Origin of the sequence: Georgenia subflava (assembly GCF_009193155.1) — a bacterium.
Lineage (GTDB): Bacteria > Actinomycetota > Actinomycetes > Actinomycetales > Actinomycetaceae > Georgenia > Georgenia subflava.
Genome location: NZ_VUKD01000003.1, coordinates 655,144 through 675,696 on the forward strand (window position 1 = coordinate 655,144; position 20,553 = coordinate 675,696).

General features: G+C 74.4%; 18 protein-coding genes. 5 read left to right on the forward strand and 13 right to left on the reverse strand.

From position 1 onward, the window contains the following. Positions 1-2: 2 nt before the first annotated feature. A complete protein-coding gene (gene dnaJ, locus GD748_RS12935) occupies positions 3-1,127 on the reverse strand; it encodes a molecular chaperone DnaJ (RefSeq protein WP_152195575.1) in 1,125 nt (374 codons plus the stop codon). Between the two features lie 88 nt (positions 1,128-1,215). Next, positions 1,216-2,235 carry a heat-inducible transcriptional repressor HrcA gene (hrcA, locus tag GD748_RS12940; RefSeq protein WP_152195576.1) on the reverse strand — a complete coding sequence of 340 codons (1,020 nt, stop codon included), beginning with the start codon at positions 2,233-2,235 and terminating at the stop codon, positions 1,216-1,218. 104 nt (positions 2,236-2,339) lie between these two features. Between hrcA and GD748_RS12945 the strand changes: the two genes are divergently transcribed. Continuing rightward, positions 2,340-3,227: a DUF3097 domain-containing protein gene (locus GD748_RS12945; RefSeq protein ID WP_152195577.1), complete on the forward strand. Its 888-nt coding sequence runs from the start codon at positions 2,340-2,342 to the stop codon at positions 3,225-3,227. A 67-nt stretch (positions 3,228-3,294) separates the two neighbouring features. On the opposite strand, the gene GD748_RS12950 is transcribed toward GD748_RS12945, so the two are convergent. The 4 genes from GD748_RS12950 to lepA all read right to left on the reverse strand — a co-directional run bounded on the left by GD748_RS12950 (position 3,295) and on the right by lepA (position 8,499). Next, positions 3,295-4,617, reverse strand: a complete 1,323-nt coding sequence (locus GD748_RS12950; protein WP_152195578.1) for a hypothetical protein — start codon at positions 4,615-4,617, stop codon at positions 3,295-3,297. 95 nt (positions 4,618-4,712) lie between these two features. Then, entirely contained in the window at positions 4,713-5,990 is a 1,278-nt protein-coding gene (gene hemW / locus GD748_RS12955; protein ID WP_152195579.1) for a radical SAM family heme chaperone HemW, read from the reverse strand. A gap of 2 nt (positions 5,991-5,992) precedes the next feature. Continuing rightward, entirely contained in the window at positions 5,993-6,640 is a 648-nt protein-coding gene (locus tag GD748_RS12960; RefSeq protein WP_152195580.1) for an MOSC domain-containing protein, read from the reverse strand. Then, positions 6,640-8,499 carry a translation elongation factor 4 gene (lepA, locus tag GD748_RS12965; RefSeq protein WP_152195581.1) on the reverse strand — a complete coding sequence of 620 codons (1,860 nt, stop codon included), beginning with the start codon at positions 8,497-8,499 and terminating at the stop codon, positions 6,640-6,642. The genes GD748_RS12960 and lepA overlap by 1 nt, the downstream gene beginning before the upstream one ends. 208 nt (positions 8,500-8,707) lie before the next feature. Here lepA and GD748_RS12970 point away from each other — a divergent pair, with 208 nt between their 5' ends. The 3 genes from GD748_RS12970 to rpsT all read left to right on the forward strand — a co-directional run bounded on the left by GD748_RS12970 (position 8,708) and on the right by rpsT (position 10,628). Then, a complete protein-coding gene (locus GD748_RS12970; protein WP_152195582.1) occupies positions 8,708-9,286 on the forward strand; it encodes a hypothetical protein in 579 nt (192 codons plus the stop codon). A 104-nt stretch (positions 9,287-9,390) separates the two neighbouring features. After that, positions 9,391-10,002 (forward strand): type II toxin-antitoxin system PemK/MazF family toxin, encoded by a 612-nt coding sequence (locus tag GD748_RS12975; RefSeq protein WP_152195583.1) that lies wholly within the window; start codon positions 9,391-9,393, stop codon positions 10,000-10,002. A 365-nt stretch (positions 10,003-10,367) separates the two neighbouring features. After that, entirely contained in the window at positions 10,368-10,628 is a 261-nt protein-coding gene (gene rpsT, locus GD748_RS12980; RefSeq protein ID WP_152195584.1) for a 30S ribosomal protein S20, read from the forward strand. Positions 10,629-10,780: 152 nt separating this feature from the next. Here the strand turns inward: rpsT and GD748_RS12985 are convergent, their stop codons facing one another. From GD748_RS12985 to GD748_RS12995, 3 genes are all read right to left on the reverse strand, one after another. Continuing rightward, positions 10,781-11,953: a glycosyltransferase family 4 protein gene (locus tag GD748_RS12985; RefSeq protein ID WP_152195585.1), complete on the reverse strand. Its 1,173-nt coding sequence runs from the start codon at positions 11,951-11,953 to the stop codon at positions 10,781-10,783. Between the two features lie 107 nt (positions 11,954-12,060). Beyond that, positions 12,061-13,443 carry an MFS transporter gene (locus GD748_RS12990; RefSeq protein WP_152195586.1) on the reverse strand — a complete coding sequence of 461 codons (1,383 nt, stop codon included), beginning with the start codon at positions 13,441-13,443 and terminating at the stop codon, positions 12,061-12,063. Continuing rightward, the gene (locus GD748_RS12995; protein ID WP_193312935.1) at positions 13,443-13,913 is read right to left on the reverse strand and encodes an NUDIX domain-containing protein; all 471 of its coding nucleotides are present in this window, start codon (positions 13,911-13,913) and stop codon (positions 13,443-13,445) included. The genes GD748_RS12990 and GD748_RS12995 overlap by 1 nt, the downstream gene beginning before the upstream one ends. A gap of 242 nt (positions 13,914-14,155) precedes the next feature. Here GD748_RS12995 and GD748_RS13000 point away from each other — a divergent pair, with 242 nt between their 5' ends. Then, positions 14,156-14,743, forward strand: coding sequence for an NADPH-dependent FMN reductase (locus tag GD748_RS13000; RefSeq protein WP_152195588.1), 588 nt, complete (start codon positions 14,156-14,158; stop codon positions 14,741-14,743). 208 nt (positions 14,744-14,951) lie between these two features. Here GD748_RS13000 and holA read toward each other — a convergent pair whose 3' ends face one another. The 4 genes from holA to GD748_RS13020 all read right to left on the reverse strand — a co-directional run bounded on the left by holA (position 14,952) and on the right by GD748_RS13020 (position 20,510). Then, on the reverse strand, positions 14,952-15,950 hold the full coding sequence (gene holA / locus GD748_RS13005) for a DNA polymerase III subunit delta (protein WP_152195589.1): 999 nt from the start codon (positions 15,948-15,950) through the stop codon (positions 14,952-14,954). Between the two features lie 45 nt (positions 15,951-15,995). Further along, the gene (locus GD748_RS13010; RefSeq protein WP_152195590.1) at positions 15,996-18,395 is read right to left on the reverse strand and encodes a ComEC/Rec2 family competence protein; all 2,400 of its coding nucleotides are present in this window, start codon (positions 18,393-18,395) and stop codon (positions 15,996-15,998) included. A gap of 110 nt (positions 18,396-18,505) precedes the next feature. After that, positions 18,506-19,378 carry a ComEA family DNA-binding protein gene (locus tag GD748_RS13015; RefSeq protein WP_226921294.1) on the reverse strand — a complete coding sequence of 291 codons (873 nt, stop codon included), beginning with the start codon at positions 19,376-19,378 and terminating at the stop codon, positions 18,506-18,508. A gap of 229 nt (positions 19,379-19,607) precedes the next feature. Then, entirely contained in the window at positions 19,608-20,510 is a 903-nt protein-coding gene (locus GD748_RS13020) for a DegV family protein (RefSeq protein ID WP_152195591.1), read from the reverse strand. Between the last annotated feature and the right edge of the window lie 43 nt (positions 20,511-20,553).

Sequence of the window (20,553 nt, forward strand, 5' to 3'; positions counted from 1 at the left end):
CGTCAGCGCCCGGCCAGCTTCTCGCGGAGCTTGGAGAAGACCCCGGAGCCGGTGGCGGCCAGGCGCGGCTCGGGCTGCTCCTCGCCGCGCAGCTCGGCGAGCTCGGCGAGGAGCTCGCGCTGGCGCTCGTCGAGCCGGGTGGGTACCTGGACGTCGACGTGGACGTGCAGGTCGCCGCGACCGCCGCGGTGCAGGTGCCCCACGCCGAGGTCGCGCAGCGTGTAGACCTGCTCGGGCTGGGTGCCGGGCTCGACGTCGATCTCGCGGACGCCGTCGAGGGTCTCGAGCACCATCACGGTGCCCAGCGCCGCGGCGGTCATCGGCACGGTGAGCGTGCAGTGCAGGTCGTCGCCGCGGCGCACGAACACCGGGTGGGCCTTCTCGCGGATCTCCACGTACAGGTCCCCGGCCGGGCCGCCGCCGGGGCCGACCTCCCCCTGGCCGGTCATCCGGATGCGGGTGCCGGAGTCGACGCCGGCGGGGACGTCGACGCGGATCGTGCGGCGGGTCCGGACGCGGCCCTCGCCGGAGCAGTCCTGGCACGGGTCGTCGATGACGGTCCCGTGGCCCTGGCAGGCGGCGCAGGCGGAGGTGGCCATGACCTGGCCGAGGAACGACCGGGTCACCCGCTGGACGGAGCCGCGGCCGTGGCAGACGTCGCAGGTGCGCGGCGAGGTGCCCGGGCGGCAGCAGGAGCCGTGGCACGTGCCGCACACCACGGCGGTCTCGACCTGCAGCTCCTTGGGCGCGCCGAAGACCGCCTCGGAGAGGTCGATGTCGAGCCGGACGAGGGCGTCCTGACCGCGGCGGCCACGCGGGACGGGGCCGCGCGGGGCGCCGCCGGCTGCCGCGCCGAAGAATGTCTCGAAGATGTCCTGGAAGCCGCCGAACCCGGCGCCGCCGCCACCGCCGCCGCCGAGGGCGGACTCGCCGCCCATGTCGTAGAGCTGGCGCTTCTCCGGGTTGGAGAGGACCTCGTAGGCGCGGGTGACGTCCTTGAACTGGTCGGCCACCTCGGGCCCCGCGACGTCCGGGTGGAGCTTGCGCGCCAACCGGCGGTAGGCCTTCTTGATCTCCTCCGCGCTCGCCTGGCGGGAGACACCGAGGATCTCGTAGTAGTCGTTCACCACGTCACTCTCTGCTGGGGGCTGGGTCGGTCGTCGTGCGGTCGTGGCCCCGCCGCGCCGTGGGGGGCGGGCGGGGCTGGATCTGGGGTCACCCGGCGAGGATGCGGGAGAGGTAGCGGGCCACGGCGCGCACGGCCGCCATGGTCCCGGGGTAGTCCATGCGGGTGGGGCCGAGCACACCCAGACGGGCGACGCCCTCCGACGTGCTGTCCCCACCGTAGGCGCTGGCCACGATGGACGCCTCGACGAGGCCCTCGTGGTGGTTCTCGGCGCCGATGCGCACGGCGACGGCGTCGTCCTCCATCTCGGAGAAGAGGTTCAGCAGGACCACCTGCTCCTCCAGCGCCTCGAGCACCGGGCCGATGGTCCGGGTGAAGTCGATGTCGGACCGGGCCAGGTTCGCCGTGCCGGCCATGACGATCCGCTCCTCGGACTCCATGCGGAGGGTGTCCGTCAGCTCGCCGGAGACGGCCTCGACAAGGGCGCGGTGCGTCGGGGGGAACTGCTGGGGCAGCTCGGAGAGCGGCCCGGTGATCATCGACAGCCGCCGGCCGGCGCACACCACGTTGAGGCGTGCGCGGAGCTCGGCGACCACGCCGGGGTCGATCTCGGCGGCGGTCTCGACGGTGCGCTGCTCCACCCGGCCGGCGTCGGTGATGATCACCACGAGAAGGCGCTGAGGGCTCAGCGGGACGAGCTCGAGGTGGCGCAGGGCCGAGCGGCGCAGCGAGGGGTACTGCACGACGGCGACCTGGTGGGTGAGCTGGGCGAGGAGGCGCACGGTGCGCTCGACGACGTCGTCGAGGTCCACCGCGTCGTCGAGGAGCACCTGGATGGCCCGCTTCTCGGCGGCCGAGAGCGGCTTGATGGTGCTGATCTGGTCGACGAAGGCCCGGTAGCCCTTGTCGGTGGGCACGCGCCCGGCCGAGGTGTGGGGCTGGGCGATGAAGCCGTGCTCCTCGAGGGCTGCCATGTCGTTGCGGATCGTGGCCGGCGAGACGCCCAGGGAGTGGCGCTCGACGAGCACGCGGGAGCCGACGGGCTCACGCGTTGCCACGTAGTCCTGCACGATCGCGCGCAGCACGTCGAGTCGACGGTCGTCACTCACTTGGGCCTCCTCCCGGGTCAGCACTCTCAGGTCCCGAGTGCTAATCCTACGCGCCACGGCCTCGCCTCGTCGGTGGCGGGGCCCACACTGCTTACCCTGCCAGGGTGAACGACCGCTACGGCTCCGACGTCCTGTCCACCGACCCGCACCGCACCGGCGCCTTCGCCCACCGCCCGACCGCCCGTGACCAGGGCGCCGAGCCAGGCCTCGTGGTGGAGGAGGTCCAGACCGGGTGGGTCGGCGCCGTGGTACGCGTGGAGAAGTCCGGCGGCATGCACGTGGTGGTCCTCGAGGACCGCCGGGGCCGCACCCGCACGTTCCCGCTCGGCCCCGGCTTCTGGGTGGACGGGAAGCCGGTGAACCTGACGGTGCCCGTGGCCGCGCCCGCGCGCCGCGGACCGACCACCGCCGGGGGCCGGAAGCTGACGGCGTCGGGGTCCCTGGCGGTCGCGCAGCAGCGTGCCCGGGTCGCCCGAGCCTCGCGCATCTGGGTCGAGGGACGTCACGACGCCGAGCTCGTCGAGCGCGTCTGGGGCGACGACCTGCGGGTCGAGGGCGTCGTCGTCGAGATGCTCGACGGCGTCGACAACCTCGAGTCGGTCCTGAACGACTTCCGGCCCGGTCCGACCCGGCGCGCCGGGGTGCTGGTGGACCACCTGGTGCCCGGGTCCAAGGAGTCGCGGATCGCCGCGAAGGTCACCGCCGGCGCAGGCGGGGCGCACGTGCTCGTGCTCGGTCACCCGTACGTCGACGTGTGGCAGGCCGTGCGCCCCGAGCGCGTGGGAATGCGCCGCTGGCCCGACGTCCCGCGCGGCACCGACATCAAGCACGGCACGCTCGAGGCGCTGGGGTGGCCGCACGCCGACCAGGCGGACATCGCGCGTGGCTGGAAGCGGATCCTCGGTCAGGTCCGCGACTACAAGGACCTCTCCCCCGCGCTGCTCGGCCGCATGGAGGAGCTCATCGACTTCGTCACCGCGGTGCCGGAGTAGGCCCTGCCCGTGCAGGGCACGACGACGGGCCCGACCTCGTGGTCGGACCCGTCGTCGGCCGCGCGAGTCAGTGGCTGGAGCCGGGCACCATGACCGGTCCGCCGGAGAGCTGGCGGTAGACGAACGCCGAGGCGATCAGGATCAGCGGCATGGCGACCAGGAGCCCGACGACCAGGGCGATGGCGCCCAGGATGGCGACGCCGATACCGGCCAGGATCAGCAGGATCGCCGTCCCGACGTGGTCCTTGACGAGGAGCACGCTCTGCTTGATGGACTCGATCGCCGAGAGGTTCCGGTCGACCGCGAAGTGCAGGTAGAAGATGCTCAGGACGATGACGATGAGTCCGGGGATCACCAGGAGGATCAGTCCGACGGTGGTGGCGATGGACACGAGGATGCCGGCGAGGATCACGTGCAGCATGTTCGGGACCCGCAGGAAGTCGCCGAGCTCGACCCTCTTGCCGTCCAGGACCCGCAGCGCGGCGTGGACCAGGGCGGCCCCGATGATGAGGTTGATGATCGTGAAGATGATCCCGATCAGCTCGGCGGCCGGGTCGAAGCTGACCGCCATGAGGGAGTCGCCGGCCCGGAAGTTGGCCTCGCGGATGTTGCGCTCGATCGTCTGGCCGATGGTTCCGACGACGAACAGGACGAGACCGGCCACGATCCACGGCCACGGGCTGGCCTTGAACCCCTGCCACGCGTAGCGGAACGCCTCGCCGACGGAAGCGGTGCGCTGCGGCGCGCCGTAGCCCGGCTGGCCGTAGCCGCCCTGGGCCGACACCGGCGGCGCGACCGGCGGGCCCTGCGGAGGCTGACCGTAGCCGCCCTGGTAGCCGGGCTGCTGCGCACCGTAGGCACCCTGACCCTGCGGCTGGCCGTACGCGCCCTGGCCGTAGCCGCCCTGGCCCGGCTGCTGCTGACCGTACGCACCCTGGCCGTAGCCGGCCTGCTGGCCGTAGCCAGGCTGCTGGCCGTAGCCAGGCTGCTGGCCGTAGCCAGGCTGCTGGCCGTAGCCAGGCTGCTGCTGCCCGTAGGTCGACGGCGCACCGTAGGTCGGCTGCTCGCCGTAGCCGCCCTGCCCCTGCTGCTGGCCGTAGCCGGCCTGCTGGCCGTAGCCGGACTGCTGGCCGTAGTCCGGCTGCTGCTGGCCGTAGGCCGACGGCGCACCGTAGGTCGGCGGCTCGCCGTACCCGGGCTGCGCCTGCTCGTCGGCCGACCCCTGCTCACCGTCGGCGGGCGGCTGCCCGGGCTGCGGCTCCGCTGCGGCGGACTCCTGCGCCGGGTCCTCGCCGTTCGGACGCGGGGGCTGCTGTCCGGACGAGTCCTCCTGCGGGGACTGTCCGTCTGCGGGTTCGTCCGGGTTGAAGGGCGGCGGGCTCTGCGTCACGTGGCGTCCTCTTCGATGTGGTCTCGGCGCCCGTAGTCACGGGCCGCTCGAGCCCAGCCAACCGGAGGGTGCGGCGCGCGTCAACGACGCCACGCTCAGTCGGTCAGGGCACGCACCACCGCGTCGGCCAACAGCCTGCCCCGCAGCGTGAGAACCACCCGCCCGCGGCGGGCCGGGGCGAACTCGATGAGCCCCTGGCCGATCAGATCGGCGACGGCGGAGCGCTGCCGGTCCGGCACCCGACCGGTGCCGGGCTCCAGCTCGATCCCCTCGGCCAGCCGCACCCCCAGCATGATCCGCTCGAGCTCGCGGGTGGCGTCCTCGAGCCGCTCCCGGCCGGCGGCCGGGCTGAGCCCCTGCTCGAGCCGGAAGGCGTACGTGCGCGGGTGCTTGACGTTCCACCAGCGCACCCCGCCGACGTGGCTGTGCGCGCCGGGCCCCACGCCCCACCAGTCGTGCCCGCGCCAGTAGGACAGGTTGTGCCGGCTCGCGTGCCGCGGTGTGCCGCCCTGGTCCTGGGCGTCGGCCCGCGCGAAGTTGCTGACCTCGTACCAGCCGAGGCCGGCCGCGGTGAGCACCTCCTCGGCCAGCTCGTACTTGAGCGCCGCGTCGTCGTCGTCCGGCAGGGGCAGCTCGCCCCGGCGCACCTGCGCGCCCATCTTGGTCCCCGGCTCCACCACGAGCGCGTAGGCGGAGACGTGGTCCGGCTCCAGCGCGACGGCGGAGTCCAGGCTCCTGCGCCAGTCGGCGAGGCTCTCCCCCGGGGTGCCGTAGATGAGGTCGACCGAGACGTCGAGACCGGCCGCCCGCGCCCACCGCACGACGTCCGGCAGCCGGGCTGGGTCGTGGGTGCGGTCGAGCGTGGCCAGCACCTCGGGCACGGCGGACTGCATGCCGAAGGACACCCGCGTGAAGCCGGCCTCGGCGAGGGCCTCCAGGGCGGCGGCGTCGACCGAGTCGGGGTTCGCCTCGGTGGTGACCTCCGCGCCGTCCGCGAGGCCCCAGGTGGACCGGACGCCGTCGAGCATCCGCGCGAGGTCCGCCACCGGGAGCATGGTGGGGGTGCCGCCGCCGACGAAGACGGTGGCGACGTCGCGCGCGGGCATGCCGGCGGCGGCGAGCCGCGGGTCGGCCAGGACGCCGGCGGCGAGCTCGATCTCGCGCAGGGCCGTGTCCGCGTAGCTGTCGGCGTTCGCGCCGCCGCCGAGCTCGGCGTTGGTGTAGGTGTTGAAGTCGCAGTAGCCGCAGCGCACCCGGCAGAACGGCACGTGCAGGTAGACGCCGAGGTCGCGCTCGGCGGAACCCGCGGCGGCGGAGACTGGCAGGACGCCGTCGTCGGGGGGCGTCTCGCCGTCGGGAAGTGCGGGCGCCACGGTTACTGCCCGCGGGCCGCGGCGCGGCCGACGTAGTCGCGCAGGTAGTCCGCCATGGTCCAGCCCGTGGCTCGCTCGTGCGCGAGCAGGGCGCGGGCGTCGGCCGGGTCCTGGCGCGTGAACCAGTCGCGCACGGTCACGCCGTGCCCGGGACGGTGGGTCACGGAGACCTCGTCGCCGGCCGTCACCTCACCGGTGGTGAGCACGCGGAGGTAGACCCCGGGGTGGGCCCGCTCGCTGAACCGCCGCACCCAGCCGTCCTGGTGCAGCCACCGCCCGAAGGTCGCGCAGGGCGTGCGGGGCCCGGTCACCTCGAGCTCGAGCGTCGGTCCGACCCGCCACCGCTCGCCGATCTCGGCGTCCTCCACCACGGCGCCCGCGACGCGCAGGTTCTCCCCGAACCTGCCGGCCGGCACGTCCTCGCCGAGCTCGGCGGCCCAGTGGTCGGCCTCGGCCTGGGCGAAGGCGTACACGGCCTTCTCCGGGCCGCCGTGGTGCTTCCGGTCTGCCTGGACGTCGCCGTACAGGCCGTACGTGCCCACCTTCACCGGTCCGCTCACGGGTCGCTTGTCGATGGCGGTGACCCCGACGGTGCCGGCGTCGGGGTGCAGGTCGGCCACCCGGCACACGTGCGTGACGCGCGCGGTCATCACTTCTTTCCGGTGGGTGCGTCGGAGGTCAGCGCGGCGATGAACGCCTCCTGCGGGACCTCGACCCGGCCGATGTTCTTCATGCGCTTCTTGCCCTCCTTCTGCTTCTCCAGGAGCTTGCGCTTGCGGCTGATGTCGCCGCCGTAGCACTTGGCGAGCATGTCCTTGCGCAGGGCACGGATGGTCTCGCGGGCGATGACCCGCGCGCCGATGGCGGCCTGGATGGGGACCTCGAACTGCTGCCGCGGGATGAGCTCCTTGAGCTTCTCGGCCATCGTGACGCCGTAGCTGTACGCCTTGTCCCGGTGGACGATCGCGGAGAAGGCGTCGACGTGCTCGTGGTTGAGCAGGATGTCGACCTTCACCAGATCGGCCTCCTGCTCGCCCGAGGGCTCGTAGTCCAGCGACGCGTAGCCGCGGGTCTTGGACTTGAGCTGGTCGAAGAAGTCCCCGACGATCTCGGCGAGCGGGAGGGTGTAGCGCAGCTCCACCCGGTCCTGGGAGAGGTAGTCCATGCCGAGCAGGGAACCGCGCCGACCCTGGCACAGCTCCATGATGGCGCCGACGAACTCGCTCGGCGCAAGGATCGTCGAGCGGACGACCGGCTCGCTGATGGAGCTGATCTTGCCCTCGGGGAACTCGCTCGGGTTGGTCACCGGGATCGCGGTGCCGTCCTCGGTGACGACGTCGTAGGAGACGTTGGGCGCCGTCGAGATGAGCGAGAGGTCGAACTCGCGCTCGAGCCGCTCGCGCACGATCTCCAGGTGCAGCAGGCCGAGGAACCCGCAGCGGAACCCGAAGCCGAGGGCCACCGACGTCTCCGGCTCGTACACGAGCGCGGCGTCGTTGAGCTTGAGCTTGTCGAGGGCGTCGCGCAGCACCGGGTAGTCGGAGCCGTCGACGGGGTACAGCCCGGAGAACACCATGGGCTTGGGCTCGCGGTAGCCGCCCAGCGCCGCCTCGGCGGGCTTGGACAGGTTGGTGACCGTGTCTCCAACCTTGGACTGGCGCACGTCCTTCACGCCGGTGATGAGGTAGCCGACCTCCCCGACGCCGAGACCGTCGGACGGCTTCGGGTCCGGTGAGATCACGCCGATCTCGAGGAGCTCGTGCGAGGCGCGGGTCGACATCATCTGGATGCGCTCGCGCGGCGTGAGCTGTCCGTCGATCACCCGGACGTACGTGACCACGCCGCGGTAGGTGTCGTAGACGGAGTCGAAGATCATCGCCCGGGAGGGTGCGTCGGCGTCGCCAACGGGCGCCGGGACGTCCTGCACGATGCGGTCGAGGAGCTCGAGGACGCCCTCGCCGGTCTTGCCGGACACCCGCAGGCAGTCCTCCGGGTCGCCGCCGATGAGACCGGCGAGCTCCTCGGCGTACTTCTCCGGCTGGGCGGCGGGCAGGTCGATCTTGTTGAGCACGGGGATGATCGCCAGATCGTTCTCCATGGCCATGTACAGGTTGGCCAGGGTCTGGGCCTCGATGCCTTGCGCGGCGTCCACCAGGAGCACCGCGCCCTCGCACGCTGCCAGCGAGCGGTTCACCTCGTAGGAGAAGTCGACGTGCCCCGGGGTGTCGATCATGTTGAGCGCGTAGGCCTGCTCCTGGACCTGCCAGGGCATGCGCACGGCCTGGGACTTGATCGTGATGCCGCGCTCACGCTCGATGTCCATCCGGTCCAGGTACTGCGCACGCATCGCCCGGGCCTCGACCACGCCGGTGAGCTGGAGCATCCGGTCCGCCAGCGTCGACTTGCCGTGGTCGATGTGGGCGATGATGCAGAAGTTGCGCAGCAGCTCCGGCGGGGTCGCCGCCGGACGGATCTGCGCGGCCTGGGCCGGGCCGGGGATGGGTGACACTCAGCTACCTCGGGAGACGTGCGGTGCGCGTGGCGCACGGGAACGGAAGTCAGCCCCATGGTCCCACGACGGGGGCCGGAGCGACGACGACGGGTGTTCCACGGGTTCGCCCAGGGGCGGTGTTCCCGTGGTTCAGGGAGGGTGTTCCCCGTGTTCGCCCAGGGGGGAGCGCTCGTCCGCCGTCGGCGCATCGTGCGAACCTTCTTCCATGACTGCGGCCGGCGACATGCTCAACCAGGTCGTTCCCACGCTGGTGCGTGTCGCGCGGCGTCCGGGCGCGGTGCTGCTGACGGCAGCCGGAGCCGGCCTGGCGATCTTCGCCCTGCTCGGCGTCCTCAACGGCATGACGGGCGCCGCGTGGACCGCCTGGATCCCGCTCGGCCTGGCGCTCTTGCTCGCGGTCCCCGTGCTCGTGCTCGCCGTGCGCCGGGAGCGCCTGCAGATCCAGACCGAGGGCCTCGAGCTGCACCGCTCCGTGGGCCCGGGCGCCGGCGAGGTGGTCGTGCTCGACGCCGACGGCTCCGACCCCACCCGCCGCGCGCTGCAGGACGAGGTCGAGACCCTCAACGCGGCCGTGGCCGAGGGCGCGGTGCGCACGGCGCGCTTCCTGCCACGCGTCGAGGCCGCCCAGCGTGCGGCGCGGGTCGCCGCGGGCGGCACCGTCCACGCCCCCTACCTGCGGGACGACCTGCGCGTCACGATCGTGGCGCTGCTCGGCACGGTGGCCGCGATCCCGCTCTCGTTCGTCGGCGCGCTCGTCACGGCCGTGCTCCTGCTCGCCGGCTGACGCGTCGCCGTCTGACGGGTCGCCGTCCTGGGCGCGCGGCCCGAGCCGGATCCACCGGCGCACCGTCGGGCGGACGGGGACGTGCCCCGATAGCGTTGCGCGCCATGAACAGCATCCTGCGCCGCGCGCTCGACATCGCCGGCCGAGCTGCCGCCGGGACCGCCCGCGAGCTCCGGCGTCGGCGCTCGGCCGGCGTGCCCGGGCGCGGCGGCCCGCGCCGCACCAGTCCCGACGCCGGCCGTCGCGGGGCGATCTCGCGGTCGGTCAGCTCGGGCGAGCAGCAGGTCGAGGCCGGCTCGCGGGACACGGTCGAGTACGACGTCGCCCGCATCGGCCTGCCGCAGATCGAGTACGCCCCCCGAGGGGACGATCAGCCCGACCCCGGTGAGGTCGTCTGGACGTGGGTGCCCTACGACGACGACCCGACGCAGGGCAAGGACCGTCCGGTCCTCGTGCTCGCGCAGGAGGGCGCCGGCCTCGTCGTCGCGCAGATGACGTCGAAGGACCACGACGTCGACGCCGCCGACGAGGCTCGGTACGGCCGTCGCTGGATCGACGTCGGACCGGGCGCGTGGGACGCGCGGGGCCGCCCGAGCGAGGTCCGCCTGGACCGGCTGCTGTGGGTCGACCCCTCGGCCGTGCGCCGCGAGGGCGGCGCGCTCGACCGGGCGCGCTTCGACGAGGTCGCCGCCGCCCTGCGCGCCCAGCACGGCTGAGACGCCGCGGACCTGCGCCCCGTCACCGGTGACCCAGCCCCCGGAGAGCCGCCGTTCTAGAGCCGCGGTCCCATCGGAGAACCGCGGTCCCGTCGGAGCCGCCGTCCGACGTCGGTGCGGTCCTGGTTCGGAGCCGGCGCGTCCGGTCCCGGCACGCACCCCGACGAGAGGTCCGTCACGTCGGTGCGGGGCTGCCGTAGCGACGGCCACGGCTGGTAGGGTGGTTGCTTGGGTTGCCGCCCGGTCGGTGGCGGCCCGGCCACCGACCAACCACGCGGGTATCCCCACGCCCCAGTCCCGGTCGCGGCACATCCCTCACGACCGATGACAGATCGCTCAGGCGAACGCAAAGAGAGTGTCCATACGTGGCGAACATCAAGTCCCAGAAGAAGCGCATCCTCACCAACGAGAAGGCGCGGCTGCGCAACAAGGCCGTGAAGTCGGAGCTGAAGACGCACGTGCGTCGGGTCCGTGAGGCCGTCTCCGCCGGCGACAAGGACGCTGCGGCCACCGCGCTGCAGTCCGCCGGCCGCAAGCTCGACAAGGCGGCGAGCAAGGGCGTCATCCACGCCAACCAGGCCGCGAACCGCAAGTCCAAGCTGGCCAAGCAGGTCGCCGCTCTCTGAGCGCACCTGCTCGACCGCGCAGCCACCGGCGGCGCCGTACCCCACGGGGTGCGGCGCCGCCGGTGTTCGTGCGCTCAGAAGCACGGCGTCGTTCGTGCGCTCACACGCTCGGCGTCGTTCGTGCGCTCAGACGCTCAGGGTCGTTCGTGGGCTCAGAAACTCGGCGTCGTCCGTTCCAGATCGGCGACCAGTCGTGAGGCGCGCGCCTCGGCGTGCTCGACCACGTCGGCGTAGTGCCTGAGAAGCGCCTCTCCGAGCGCCTCCCACGAGCGCGGCAGCACCCTGCGTCGGCCTGCCTCGCCCATCCGGGCCCGCATGCCCGGGTCCGCGGCCAGCACCCTGACCGCCTGCGCGAGGGCGGCGTCGTCGTCCGGCGCGTACAGGTAGCCGGTCTCCCCCTCGGCGACGACGTCGAGCGGCCCGCCCGCCGCCGGTGCGACGACCGGCAGGCCGCTGGCCATGGCCTCCTGGAGCGTCTGGCCGAACGTCTCGTGGGTGCCGGTGTGCACGAACACGTCCAGGGCGGCGTAGGCGCGGGCGAGGTCGGCGCCGTCGAGGCGGCCGAGCATCCGGGCCCCGGCCGGACCCACCTCCCGCTCGAGGGCCGCGCGCTCGGGCCCGTCTCCGACGACCACCAGCCGCACGCCCGGCAGGCGCGCCAGCCCGGCGAGCCGTCCCACGCCCTTCTCGGGCGCGAGGCGACCGACGTAGCCGACGAGGACCGTCCCCCCGGGCGCGCCGTCGAGGAGACGCCTGCGCAGCGCCGCGCCCGCCGGGGTGCCGCGGTGCTGCGGGTGATAGGTCTCGGCGTCGACGCCACGCCCCCACCAGGCCGTCCGGGTGATCCCGGCGGCCGCGAGGTCGGCGAGCGACGCGCTGGAGGGGGCGAGGGTGCGGTCCGCGTAGGAGTGGACGCGACGCAACCACTGCCAGATGGCGGGGGCGGTGGCACGTAGCCCGTGCTTGCCGGCGAAGCCCGCGACGTCGGTCTGGAAGATCGCCACGGTGGGTATCCCTCGCCGTCGTGCGGCGACGAGGCCCTGCGCGCCGAGGCCGAACGGTGACGCTGCGTGCAGGACGTCGGGCGCGAGGTCCTCGAGCACCCGGGCCAGGAGCGGGCTCGGGAGCCCGGCGCGGAACCCGCGGTAGGTGAACGCCGGCACGGCGACGACCGGGAAGCCGGCGTACGTCTGCGGGGCCGGCCCGGGGCACACCACGACCGCCTGGTGGCCGTGCGCGGCCAGGTGGTCGAGCACGCGCAGGACGGAGGTGGTCACACCGTTGGCGGACGGGAGGAAGGACTCGGTGACGACTGCGACTCGCACGCCCCGACCGTGCCCGCACACGATGACCGGTCGGCGACGCAGGCGGGTGTGTGCGGTGTCGGGCGGGTGAACGCACCGCCACGGAGGAGCTCGACGACGGCCCGGGGCTACTCCTCCAGGGTGAGCCCGCGCCGCTCGGCGAGCAGCAGCGCCCCGGCAGCGGCGATCCCGAACGCCACGGCGAAGACGGCGAAGACGAGCCAGATCTCGCCGGCGCGGTTGAGCACGGGGACGGACAGCGGAGCGAGGATCGAGGCGATGCGTCCGAAGCCCGCCGCCCAGCCCGAGCCGGTGCCGCGCACCGACGTCGGGTACATCTCCGGCGTGACGGCGTAGAGCGCGCCCCAGGCCCCGAGGGCGAAGAACGACAGCAGGCACCCGGCGGTGATCACGCCTGCCGGCGTGGTCGCGACGGCGAAGAGGTAGGACGCGCCCGCGGCACCGGCGAGGAAGGTGACCAGGGTGGGCCGGCGGCCCCACGCCTCGATCAGGTAGGCGGCGACGGCGTAGCCGGGCACCTGGGCCGCGGTGATGACCACCGTGTACCCGAAGGAATGGACCAGGTCGTGCCCGGAGGCGACCAGCAGGGTGGGCAGCCAGGTGAAGGCGCCGTAGTAGGCGAAGTTGAGGAAGAACCACACCAGCCAGAGCCCGGCGGTCCGCGTCCGCAGCGCCGGCCCCCACACGGCGCGCAGCCCGCCCGTCGCGGCGACGTCCGGCCGCGCGGCCGCCGGCCACGGGCTGTGGTCCGTTGCGGCGGCCTCGTGCGCGTCCGACGTGCGCGAGCCTTCGGCGGCGGCGCCGAACACCGCCGGCGAGGTCTCGAAGGCGCGCACGGCGGCCTCCGCCTCCTCGTGCCGGCCGCGCGACTGGAGGAAGCGCACCGACTCGGGCAGCGAGGAGCGCACGTACAGCGCGTAGAGCGCGGGGACCGCGCCGAGGGCTAGCGCCCACCGCCAGCCGCTCTCCGAGCCGGCGACGACGAAGTAGCCGATCAGGGCCGCACCGAACCAGCCGACGGCCCAGAAGGCCTCGAGGATGACCACGAGGCGGCCGCGGATGCGGGTCGGGGCGTACTCGCTGACGAGGGTGGAGGCGACCGGCAGCTCGGAGCCGAGTCCCAGTCCGACGAGGAAGCGCAGCACGAGCAGCACGCCGACGCCCGTGGCGAGCGCGGAGGCGCCGGTGGCGAGGCCGTAGACCAGCAGGGTGACGGCGAAGACGTTCCGGCGGCCGAAGCGGTCGGCGAGCAGGCCGCCGAGCGAGGCACCGATGGCCATGCCGACGAACCCGATCGACCCGATCCAGCCGAGCTGGGTGTCGTCCAGGCCCCACTGCACCGCCAGGGCCGCCATGACGAAGGAGATGAGGCCGACGTCCATCGCGTCCAGCGCCCATCCGACGCCGGAGCCGACGAGGAGCCGGCCGTGCTCGCGGGTGAAGGGCAGCCGGTCGAGCCGTTCGGTCCGGCTCGGCGCCTGGTCGCTCATCAGAAGCCCAGCACCGTGACAGCGGGCACCGTGCCGTGCCGTAGCGCGTCGAGGACGACGCGCTCGTGCGGGACGACCGGGTCCGGCAGCGCGTCGAGGGCGAACCATCCCAGCGCCGCGGACTTGTGCGGTTCGCGACGGCGCGGCTCACCTGCCCACCGGCTGGGACGGAAGAAGAAGTCGACGCGCTCGTCGACCGGGTCGCCGTTCCCAGCGCTGCGGTGCATGACGGTCACCGGCACGAGGTCGTGCTCCTGCACCGAGATGCCGAGCTCCTCGTGGGCCTCACGTGCCGCCGCCGCGAGCACCGACTCCCCCGCCTCGACGTGCCCGGCCGCGCCACACGCCCAGTGCTCATCCATGTACCCCGTGCCACGGCGCAGCGTCAGCAGCACCTCGTCGGCCATTCCCGGCCGCTCGCGGAGCAGAACGAGGTACGCGGCTGGGATGACCTGGAATCGCTCGACCACGCGCCACACGCTAGTCCGCGGCGCCGAGGTGGACCGGAGCCGTCCATCGCCGCGGACACCAGGCCGTCGACACAGGTGAACAGCCGGACCCGTCCCTCCTCCGGGACTCCGCAGCCCATTGAACATTCAACTTGTATGGCCTTGCTCACAACCGTACTCCGGCGGGAATCACCGGGGCGCTCTATGCATTCGTATGGACGTCACCGGGCGTAACCCGTCCCATAAACCTCCGAAGGAGCACCATGACCAAGATCGCCATCGTCACCGGCAGCATCCGTCCCGGCCGGCAGAGCCTGAACGTCGCGAACTGGGTGAAGTCGATCGCCGACCAGCGCGCGGACGCCGAGTTCGAGGTCGTCGACATCGCCGACTTCAAGCTCCCGGTCTGGGACGAGGCCACCCCGCCGTCGTTCGGTCCCGGGGAGGGCGCCGAGGGGCAGGCCTGGGCCGCCAAGATGGCCGAGTTCGACGGCTACGTCTTCGTCGTCTCCGAGTACAACCACTCGATCACCGGCGCGCTGAAGAACGCCCTGGACTTCGTCTACGGCCAGCTGAACAACAAGGCCGCTGCCTTCGTCTCCTACGGCTCCGCGGGCGGCGCCCGTGCGGTCGAGCACCTGCGCGGGATCCTGTCCGAGATGCAGGTCGCGCACGTGCGCAACGCGGTCCTGATGTCGCTGTTCACCGACTTCGAGAACTTCTCGGTGTTCACCCCGACCGAGCCGGCCGCCGCCTCGGTCGAGCCGATGCTCGAGCAGCTCGTCTCGTGGACCAAGGCCATGGAGGCCGTGCGCGACGGCGCCTTCGCCCCGGTCGGCGCGAACGCCTGATCTCCGCCCGCGGCGCCACCACCCCTCGGCGCCCGAGCGGTTCCCCGCCGGCGTCGGCACCCCACGAGGGTGCCGACGCCGGCGTTCTTCGTCAGGACCTCGCCAGAGCGGCGCCCGGCCCTGCGGGCGGCCTCGCGCCGGTGCGTCCCGCCGGTCGTCGCTCTACGGGTACCCCGCCGCCGGCGTCGCGGGGCGTGCGATCGTCTCGTCAGCGTCCGTGCGCGGCAGCCACGCGCAGGATGGCGCGCTCGACGGCGAACACGGGGTCGCGCCCCAGTCCCTTGACCTCCGCGTCCGCGGCGGCGACCGCGGTGATGGCGCTGGCGAGGCCCTCCGGCGTCCAGCCCGAGAGGTCCCGGCGGGCCCTGTCGATCTGCCAGGGAGCCAGACCGAGCTCACCGGCCGAGACGCCGGAGCGGCCCCGGGTCGCTGCCACCTTGGCGAGGGTCCGCAGCTTGACGGCCAGGGCAGCAACGATCGGCACCGGGCCGGTGCCGGTGGCTACGGCGTGGCGCAGCAGCGCCACCGCCTCGCCGGCGTGCCCGGCCACCGCGGCGTCGGCCACCTTGAAGCCGGTCGCCTCGACCCGGCCGCCGTAGTAGCGCAGCACCACGTCGGTGGTCACGGTGCCGGCGGTGTCGGCGATCAGCTGGCTGGTCGCCGCCCCGAGCTCGCGCAGATCCGCTCCGACCGCCTCCACGAGCGCCTGCACGGCGTCCGGGTCGATACGACGCCGCGCCCTGGAGAAGTCGGCCCGGACGAAGTCGACCTTGTCGCCGTCGCGCTTGATCGCGTCGCAGGCGACGACCGGGTGCCCGGCGGCCGCAACGGCGTCGAGGAGCTTCTTCCCCCGCGCGCCGCCGTTGTGACGGATGACCAGCCACACGTCCTCCGGGACGGAGCCGAGGTACTTCAGGGCGTCGTCGAGGAAGGCGTCGGTCATCGCCTCGGCTCCCTGGACGACGACGCACCGACGCTCGCCGAAGAGCGAGGGGCTCGCGACCATCTCGAGGACGCCGTTCTCGTAGGCGGCCGCCTCCAGGTACGTGATCTCCACCTGCGGGTCCGCCGCTCGGGCCTGCTCGACCAGCCGGTCCACCGCCCGGTCGGCGAGCAGCCCCTCGGTGCCTCGGACCAGCACCACGGGGGCGAGGTCGACGGTGTCCCACGTCAGGGTGGCGGCTGGGCGGCGGCGGGCGGGTGGCACGGGGACAGCCTGCCACGGCCTGCCCACACCCGGTCGCACCGGGCCTCAGCGTGGGCACCGGGCGACCACGGCCAGCCCGTCCCTCGGCGCGGCGGCGCCCACCACGGCGACCGCGCCGCAGAGGTCCGTGCGGAGGACGAGGCCGCCGCCGGCGCCGTAGAGCTCCAGCGCGGACGGCGCGGGGTGCCCGTAGTCGTTGCCCTCCCCGACGCTCACCAGGGTCAGCCGCGGCTGCAGCAGCGCAGCCAGCGCGGGGTCCTGGCGGGCCGAGCCGTGGTGGGACATCACCGTGACGTCCGTGCCGCGGAGGCCGCGGGTGCGCATCTCCCGGACCAGCCCAGACTGCCCGGCGAGCTCGACGTCCCCGAGCGCCACCGCCAGCAGCCGCGGCGAGCTGAGCCGGACAACGAGCGAGAGGTCGTTGACGGCCTCCGCGGCGGGCAGCCGCTCGACCGCCGCCGCGTCGGGCCACAGCACCTCCCACGCCACCGAGCCCGCCGTGCCGGTGGCGTCCGCCCCGCCGGCGAGCGGGCGCCCGAGCGGTACACCGGCGTCGGCGAGCTGGTCGCGGACGGCGGCCACCGTCGTCGCCGGCTCGGCACCGGGCCCGAGCACCGCGGCCCGCACCTCGACGGCGCCGAGCACCTCGGCGAGCCCGCCCACGTGGTCCACGTGGCCGTGGGTGAGCACGAGCAGGTCGACCCGGTGGACGTCGGCGGCGGTGAGGCACCCCGCGGCGTCGCCGTCGGCCGGCCCGACGTCGACCATCACCGCGGCCGACGGACCGGAACGAACGAGGAACGCGCCGCCCTGCCCGACGTCGCACTGGATCGCGACCCAGCCCTCCGGTGGCCAGCCGTCGGGGAGCCGGGCGACGAGCGCCGCGCGCGGCCAGGGCAGCAGCAGGACCAGACCGAGCAGCGCGAGGACCCCGAGCGCAGCGCCCGGCCGCCGCGGCCCGGCCCGGGCGAGCAGGAGCACCGCGAGCACGGTGGCCACGGCCAGGCAGAGCACCCCGGTGAGACCGCCGGGCCATGGGAGCTGCGCCCCCGGGAGGCCGGCGAAGAACCGCGCGACCAGCGCGATCCACGCGGTGCAGACCGAGGCGCCGACCGCGAGGGCGTGCGCCGCGCCCGGCCAGAGGGGTGCGAGCACTGTCGCACCGACCCCGAGGACCGTCGCCGGCGGCACTGCGACGGCGGCGAGGACGTTCGCGGGCACCGCGTACAGCGAGAGCGCGGGCGTGAGGAGCACGACCACGGGTGCGCAGGTGGCCTGAGCGGCTGCGGGCACGGCCAGCGCCGTCGCCAGCCAACGGGGCACCAGACGGCTGAGCCACCGGGCCCAGGGCCGCGCCAGGAGCACGAGCCCTGCGGTGGCGAGCACCGAGAGGGCGAAGCCGTAGGAGCGGGCGAGCCACGGATCCACCAGGAGGAGCAGCACCACCGCCGCCGACAGGGCGGGCAGCGCCCGGGCCGGGCGTCCCAGCAGGAGCGCGGCCAGGACGACGGCGCCCATCACCGCCGAGCGCAGCACGCTCGCCTCCGGTCGCACCAGCCCGACGAAGGCCAGCAGCGCCACCGCCCCGGCCACGCTGCGCCACCGGCGCGGCAGCCACACGAGGGCTCCGAGGACGCACCCCAGCAGGATGGCCACGTGGGCTCCGGACACGGCCGTCAGGTGGGTGAGCGCGGTGATGCGCATGTCCTCCACAAGCGGGGCCGGCAGCGCACGGTCGTCCCCGACGGCGATGCCGGGGACCAGGCCCTGCGCCTGCGGGGAGAGGTCCGCCGTCGCCTCCCGGAGGGCACCGCGCAGCAGGTTGACCACGCGCAGGTGCCAGGGCGGGACGCCGACCACGTCGGGGGCGTTGGTGGTGACGACGAGCGCGAGCGCGTCGTCACCGGGTTCGGTGGCCACGAGGTTCCCGCGGACGCTCACCTGCTCCCCCAGCCGGACCTCGCCCCAACCGGCCGGGCCGAGGAGCACCACGCCGGCACGGGCGTCCGAGCGCTCCCCACGTCCGGCGACCTCCTCGACGTCGAGCTCGAGGCGGTACCGCTCGCTCGAGTCCCACTCGGCCCCGGCCTCGAGAGCGCGCGGCTCGGTGGCGACCCGCCCGGTGACGACGGCGCTCGCGCCGCGCTCCGTGAGCTCGCCGAGCAGGCCGCTCTGGCGCACCTGGACCTGGGCAGCTGTCGACACCAGGACGGCCACGAGCACCGCGCCGGCCAGCAGGGACGCGGCGGTGGGCGGACGCCGGGCGGCGTCGCGGTGCCGTGCGCCGGGCCGTCCCGGACGGGGGCCTGCGGCCCGCTCCCTGAGAAGCAGCCGCGCCGGGGCCAGCAGGAGCACGGCGACGACGAGGGCGGCCATCGTGAGCTGGGAGGGCGTGCGGGCGACCCCGAGGAACGTCGCGGCCCAGGCGGTCAGGGCGGCCGGCACCAGCCGGGCGTCGACGGGGGCGGGCGGTGGCCGGGCGTCCGGTCCGCCGCCCTCCCCCGGGCTTGGCCGTCGGCCGGGCGGGCGCGGGCGCCGATCCCCGGGCCGCCCGCTCACACGGTCACCAGGGGGCGCAGTCGCTCGAGCGTGGCCGGCCCGATCCCGGACACCTCGTCGAGGTCGTCGACGGTCCGGAACGGTCCGTTGAGGTCGCGCCAGTCGAGGATGCGCTGGGCGATCGACGGACCGACGCCGGGGAGCGTGTCGAGCTCGGTCGCCGTGGCGGTGTTCAGGTCGACAGGACCGGCGGCGTCCCCCTCCGCAGGGCCCGGCACGGTCGTGCCCGGCGGTGCCGGCCCTGCCGAGCCGCCGGGCACCTCCTCGCCGGCGCGCGGCACGTAGACCTGCTCGCCGTCGAGCACCAACCGTGCGAGGTTCAGAGCCGCGAGATCCGCATCGTCGGTCGCGCTGCCCGCCGCGGTGACCGCGTCGGTCACGCGCGAACCGGCGGGCAGCTCGACGACACCGGGTGCGGCGACCGCCCCGACGACGTGCACGATCACGGTCCCGGGCGTCGGCCCGCCACCGCCCGGCTCGGAGCCTTGGCCGTCGGGTACGGGCCCGCTCTCGGGCGGCGCCGCGGTCCCAGGTGGCGCCGCGGTCCCAGGTGGCGCCGCGGTCCCCGGTCGCGCCGCGGTCCCAGGTGGCGCTTCCGACGTCGGCTCGTTGGTTCCGGCCGCGCCCGGCGGCGGCAAGGGCACAGGTTCGCCCGGCCGGTGCGCCAGTGCCCAGGCCGTGAGGACGGCGGCAAGGACCATGACCACGACGCCGGACACGACCACCGACCGGACCGTCGGCGCCCAGCGACGGACGCCGCGAGCGTCGTCCTCCTCCGGCTCGATCTCCAGGTGGCCTGCGGTCGCGGTGTACGCGGCGGTGGTCAGAGCACGCAGGCGTGCCCCGCGGTCCCGTCGCCGACTCTCCACGCCGGGACGTTAGGCACCCCGCCGCCTGGCCGGCGGCCGTCGGGCGCGCCGCTGTGGACGGCGGTGGCGCAGGGCGGACCTGTGGGGGCGCTCAGGCACGCTGCTGTGGAAGGGCGGTGGCGGAGGGCGGACCTGTGGGCGCTCAGCGTGCTGCTGTGGACGGCGGTGGCGCGTGGGCGCTCTACGCGCTGCTGTGGACGGGCGCCGGCCGACGCAGGCAGATTCGTGCTCAGCCTGCCGGTGCGACGACGACGCCGACGACGCGCGGACCGGCGTGGGCACCGACGACAGCCGTCAGCTCGCTGCGCAGCGCCCCCGCCACGAGGGCACCGGTGCTGGCCAACCCCTCGGCCAGGTCCTCCTGCAGCGCGAGCGCCGCGTCGTGGTCGCCGAAGTGGTGCACCGCGAGGCGGACCCGGACCGCCGGCGGGTGCGGCACCCGGGCGCGGGGACCGCCGGCCGCCTGGACCGCGCGCTCGAGCACGCGACGCCGGGCCCGGGCGAGGCCGCGTACGGTCTCGACGACGACGATGCGGCCGTCGGCGATCCCGAGCACGGGACGGATCCCGAGGGCCGCCCCGACGAAGGCGGCGCCGGTCCCCATGCGCCCGCCCCGCTGCAGGGTGGCCAGGTCCGGCACCGCGAAGAGGACCGTGGACTTCGCGGCGGTCTCCCGAGCGACGGCGACGACCTGCGGGGCGGTCCGCCCGGCGGCCGCGGCCTCGGCAGCAGCGACGGCGGTCAGACCGGTGCCGCCGGCGACGGTGCGCGAGTCGACGACGTGCACCTCGATCCCCTCGGCGGCGAGCTGCTCGGCGGCCCGCCGTGCGCCGGCGACGGTTCCGGAGAGCTCGGCCGAGAGGTGCACGGCGACCACCGCACGACGGCCGTCCTGCGAGGCGGCGCGCATCGCGGCGGCGAGCTCGGCGGTCGACGGCTGCGAGGTGGTGACGACGGTACGCCCGGCCGCCATCCGCGCCGCCAGATCTGTCGAACCGACGGCGTCGTCGAGGCGGTCGACGCCGTCGACCACCACGTGCAGCGGCACCACGGTGATCCCGAGACCGGCGGCGACCTCGGCAGGGAGGCTGGCGGTGGAGTCGGTGACGACGGCGACCTCAGCTGCTGCCATGCCACCCACCTTAGGTCGCACCGTCGGCACGGGCGGGGACCTA

What these genes read in the sequence shown, in the direction of transcription:
- GD748_RS12960 (WP_152195580.1), bottom strand. Translation starts at nt 6,640, where the DNA reads ATGACCGCGCGCGTCACGCACGTGTGCCGGGTGGCCGACCTGCACCCC.
- GD748_RS12970 (WP_152195582.1), top strand. Translation starts at nt 8,708, where the DNA reads ATGACTGCGGCCGGCGACATGCTCAACCAGGTCGTTCCCACGCTGGTG.
- GD748_RS12975 (WP_152195583.1), top strand. Translation starts at nt 9,391, where the DNA reads ATGAACAGCATCCTGCGCCGCGCGCTCGACATCGCCGGCCGAGCTGCC.
- GD748_RS12990 (WP_152195586.1), bottom strand. Translation starts at nt 13,443, where the DNA reads ATGAGCGACCAGGCGCCGAGCCGGACCGAACGGCTCGACCGGCTGCCC.
- GD748_RS13000 (WP_152195588.1), top strand. Translation starts at nt 14,156, where the DNA reads ATGACCAAGATCGCCATCGTCACCGGCAGCATCCGTCCCGGCCGGCAG.
- GD748_RS13020 (WP_152195591.1), bottom strand. Translation starts at nt 20,510, where the DNA reads ATGGCAGCAGCTGAGGTCGCCGTCGTCACCGACTCCACCGCCAGCCTC.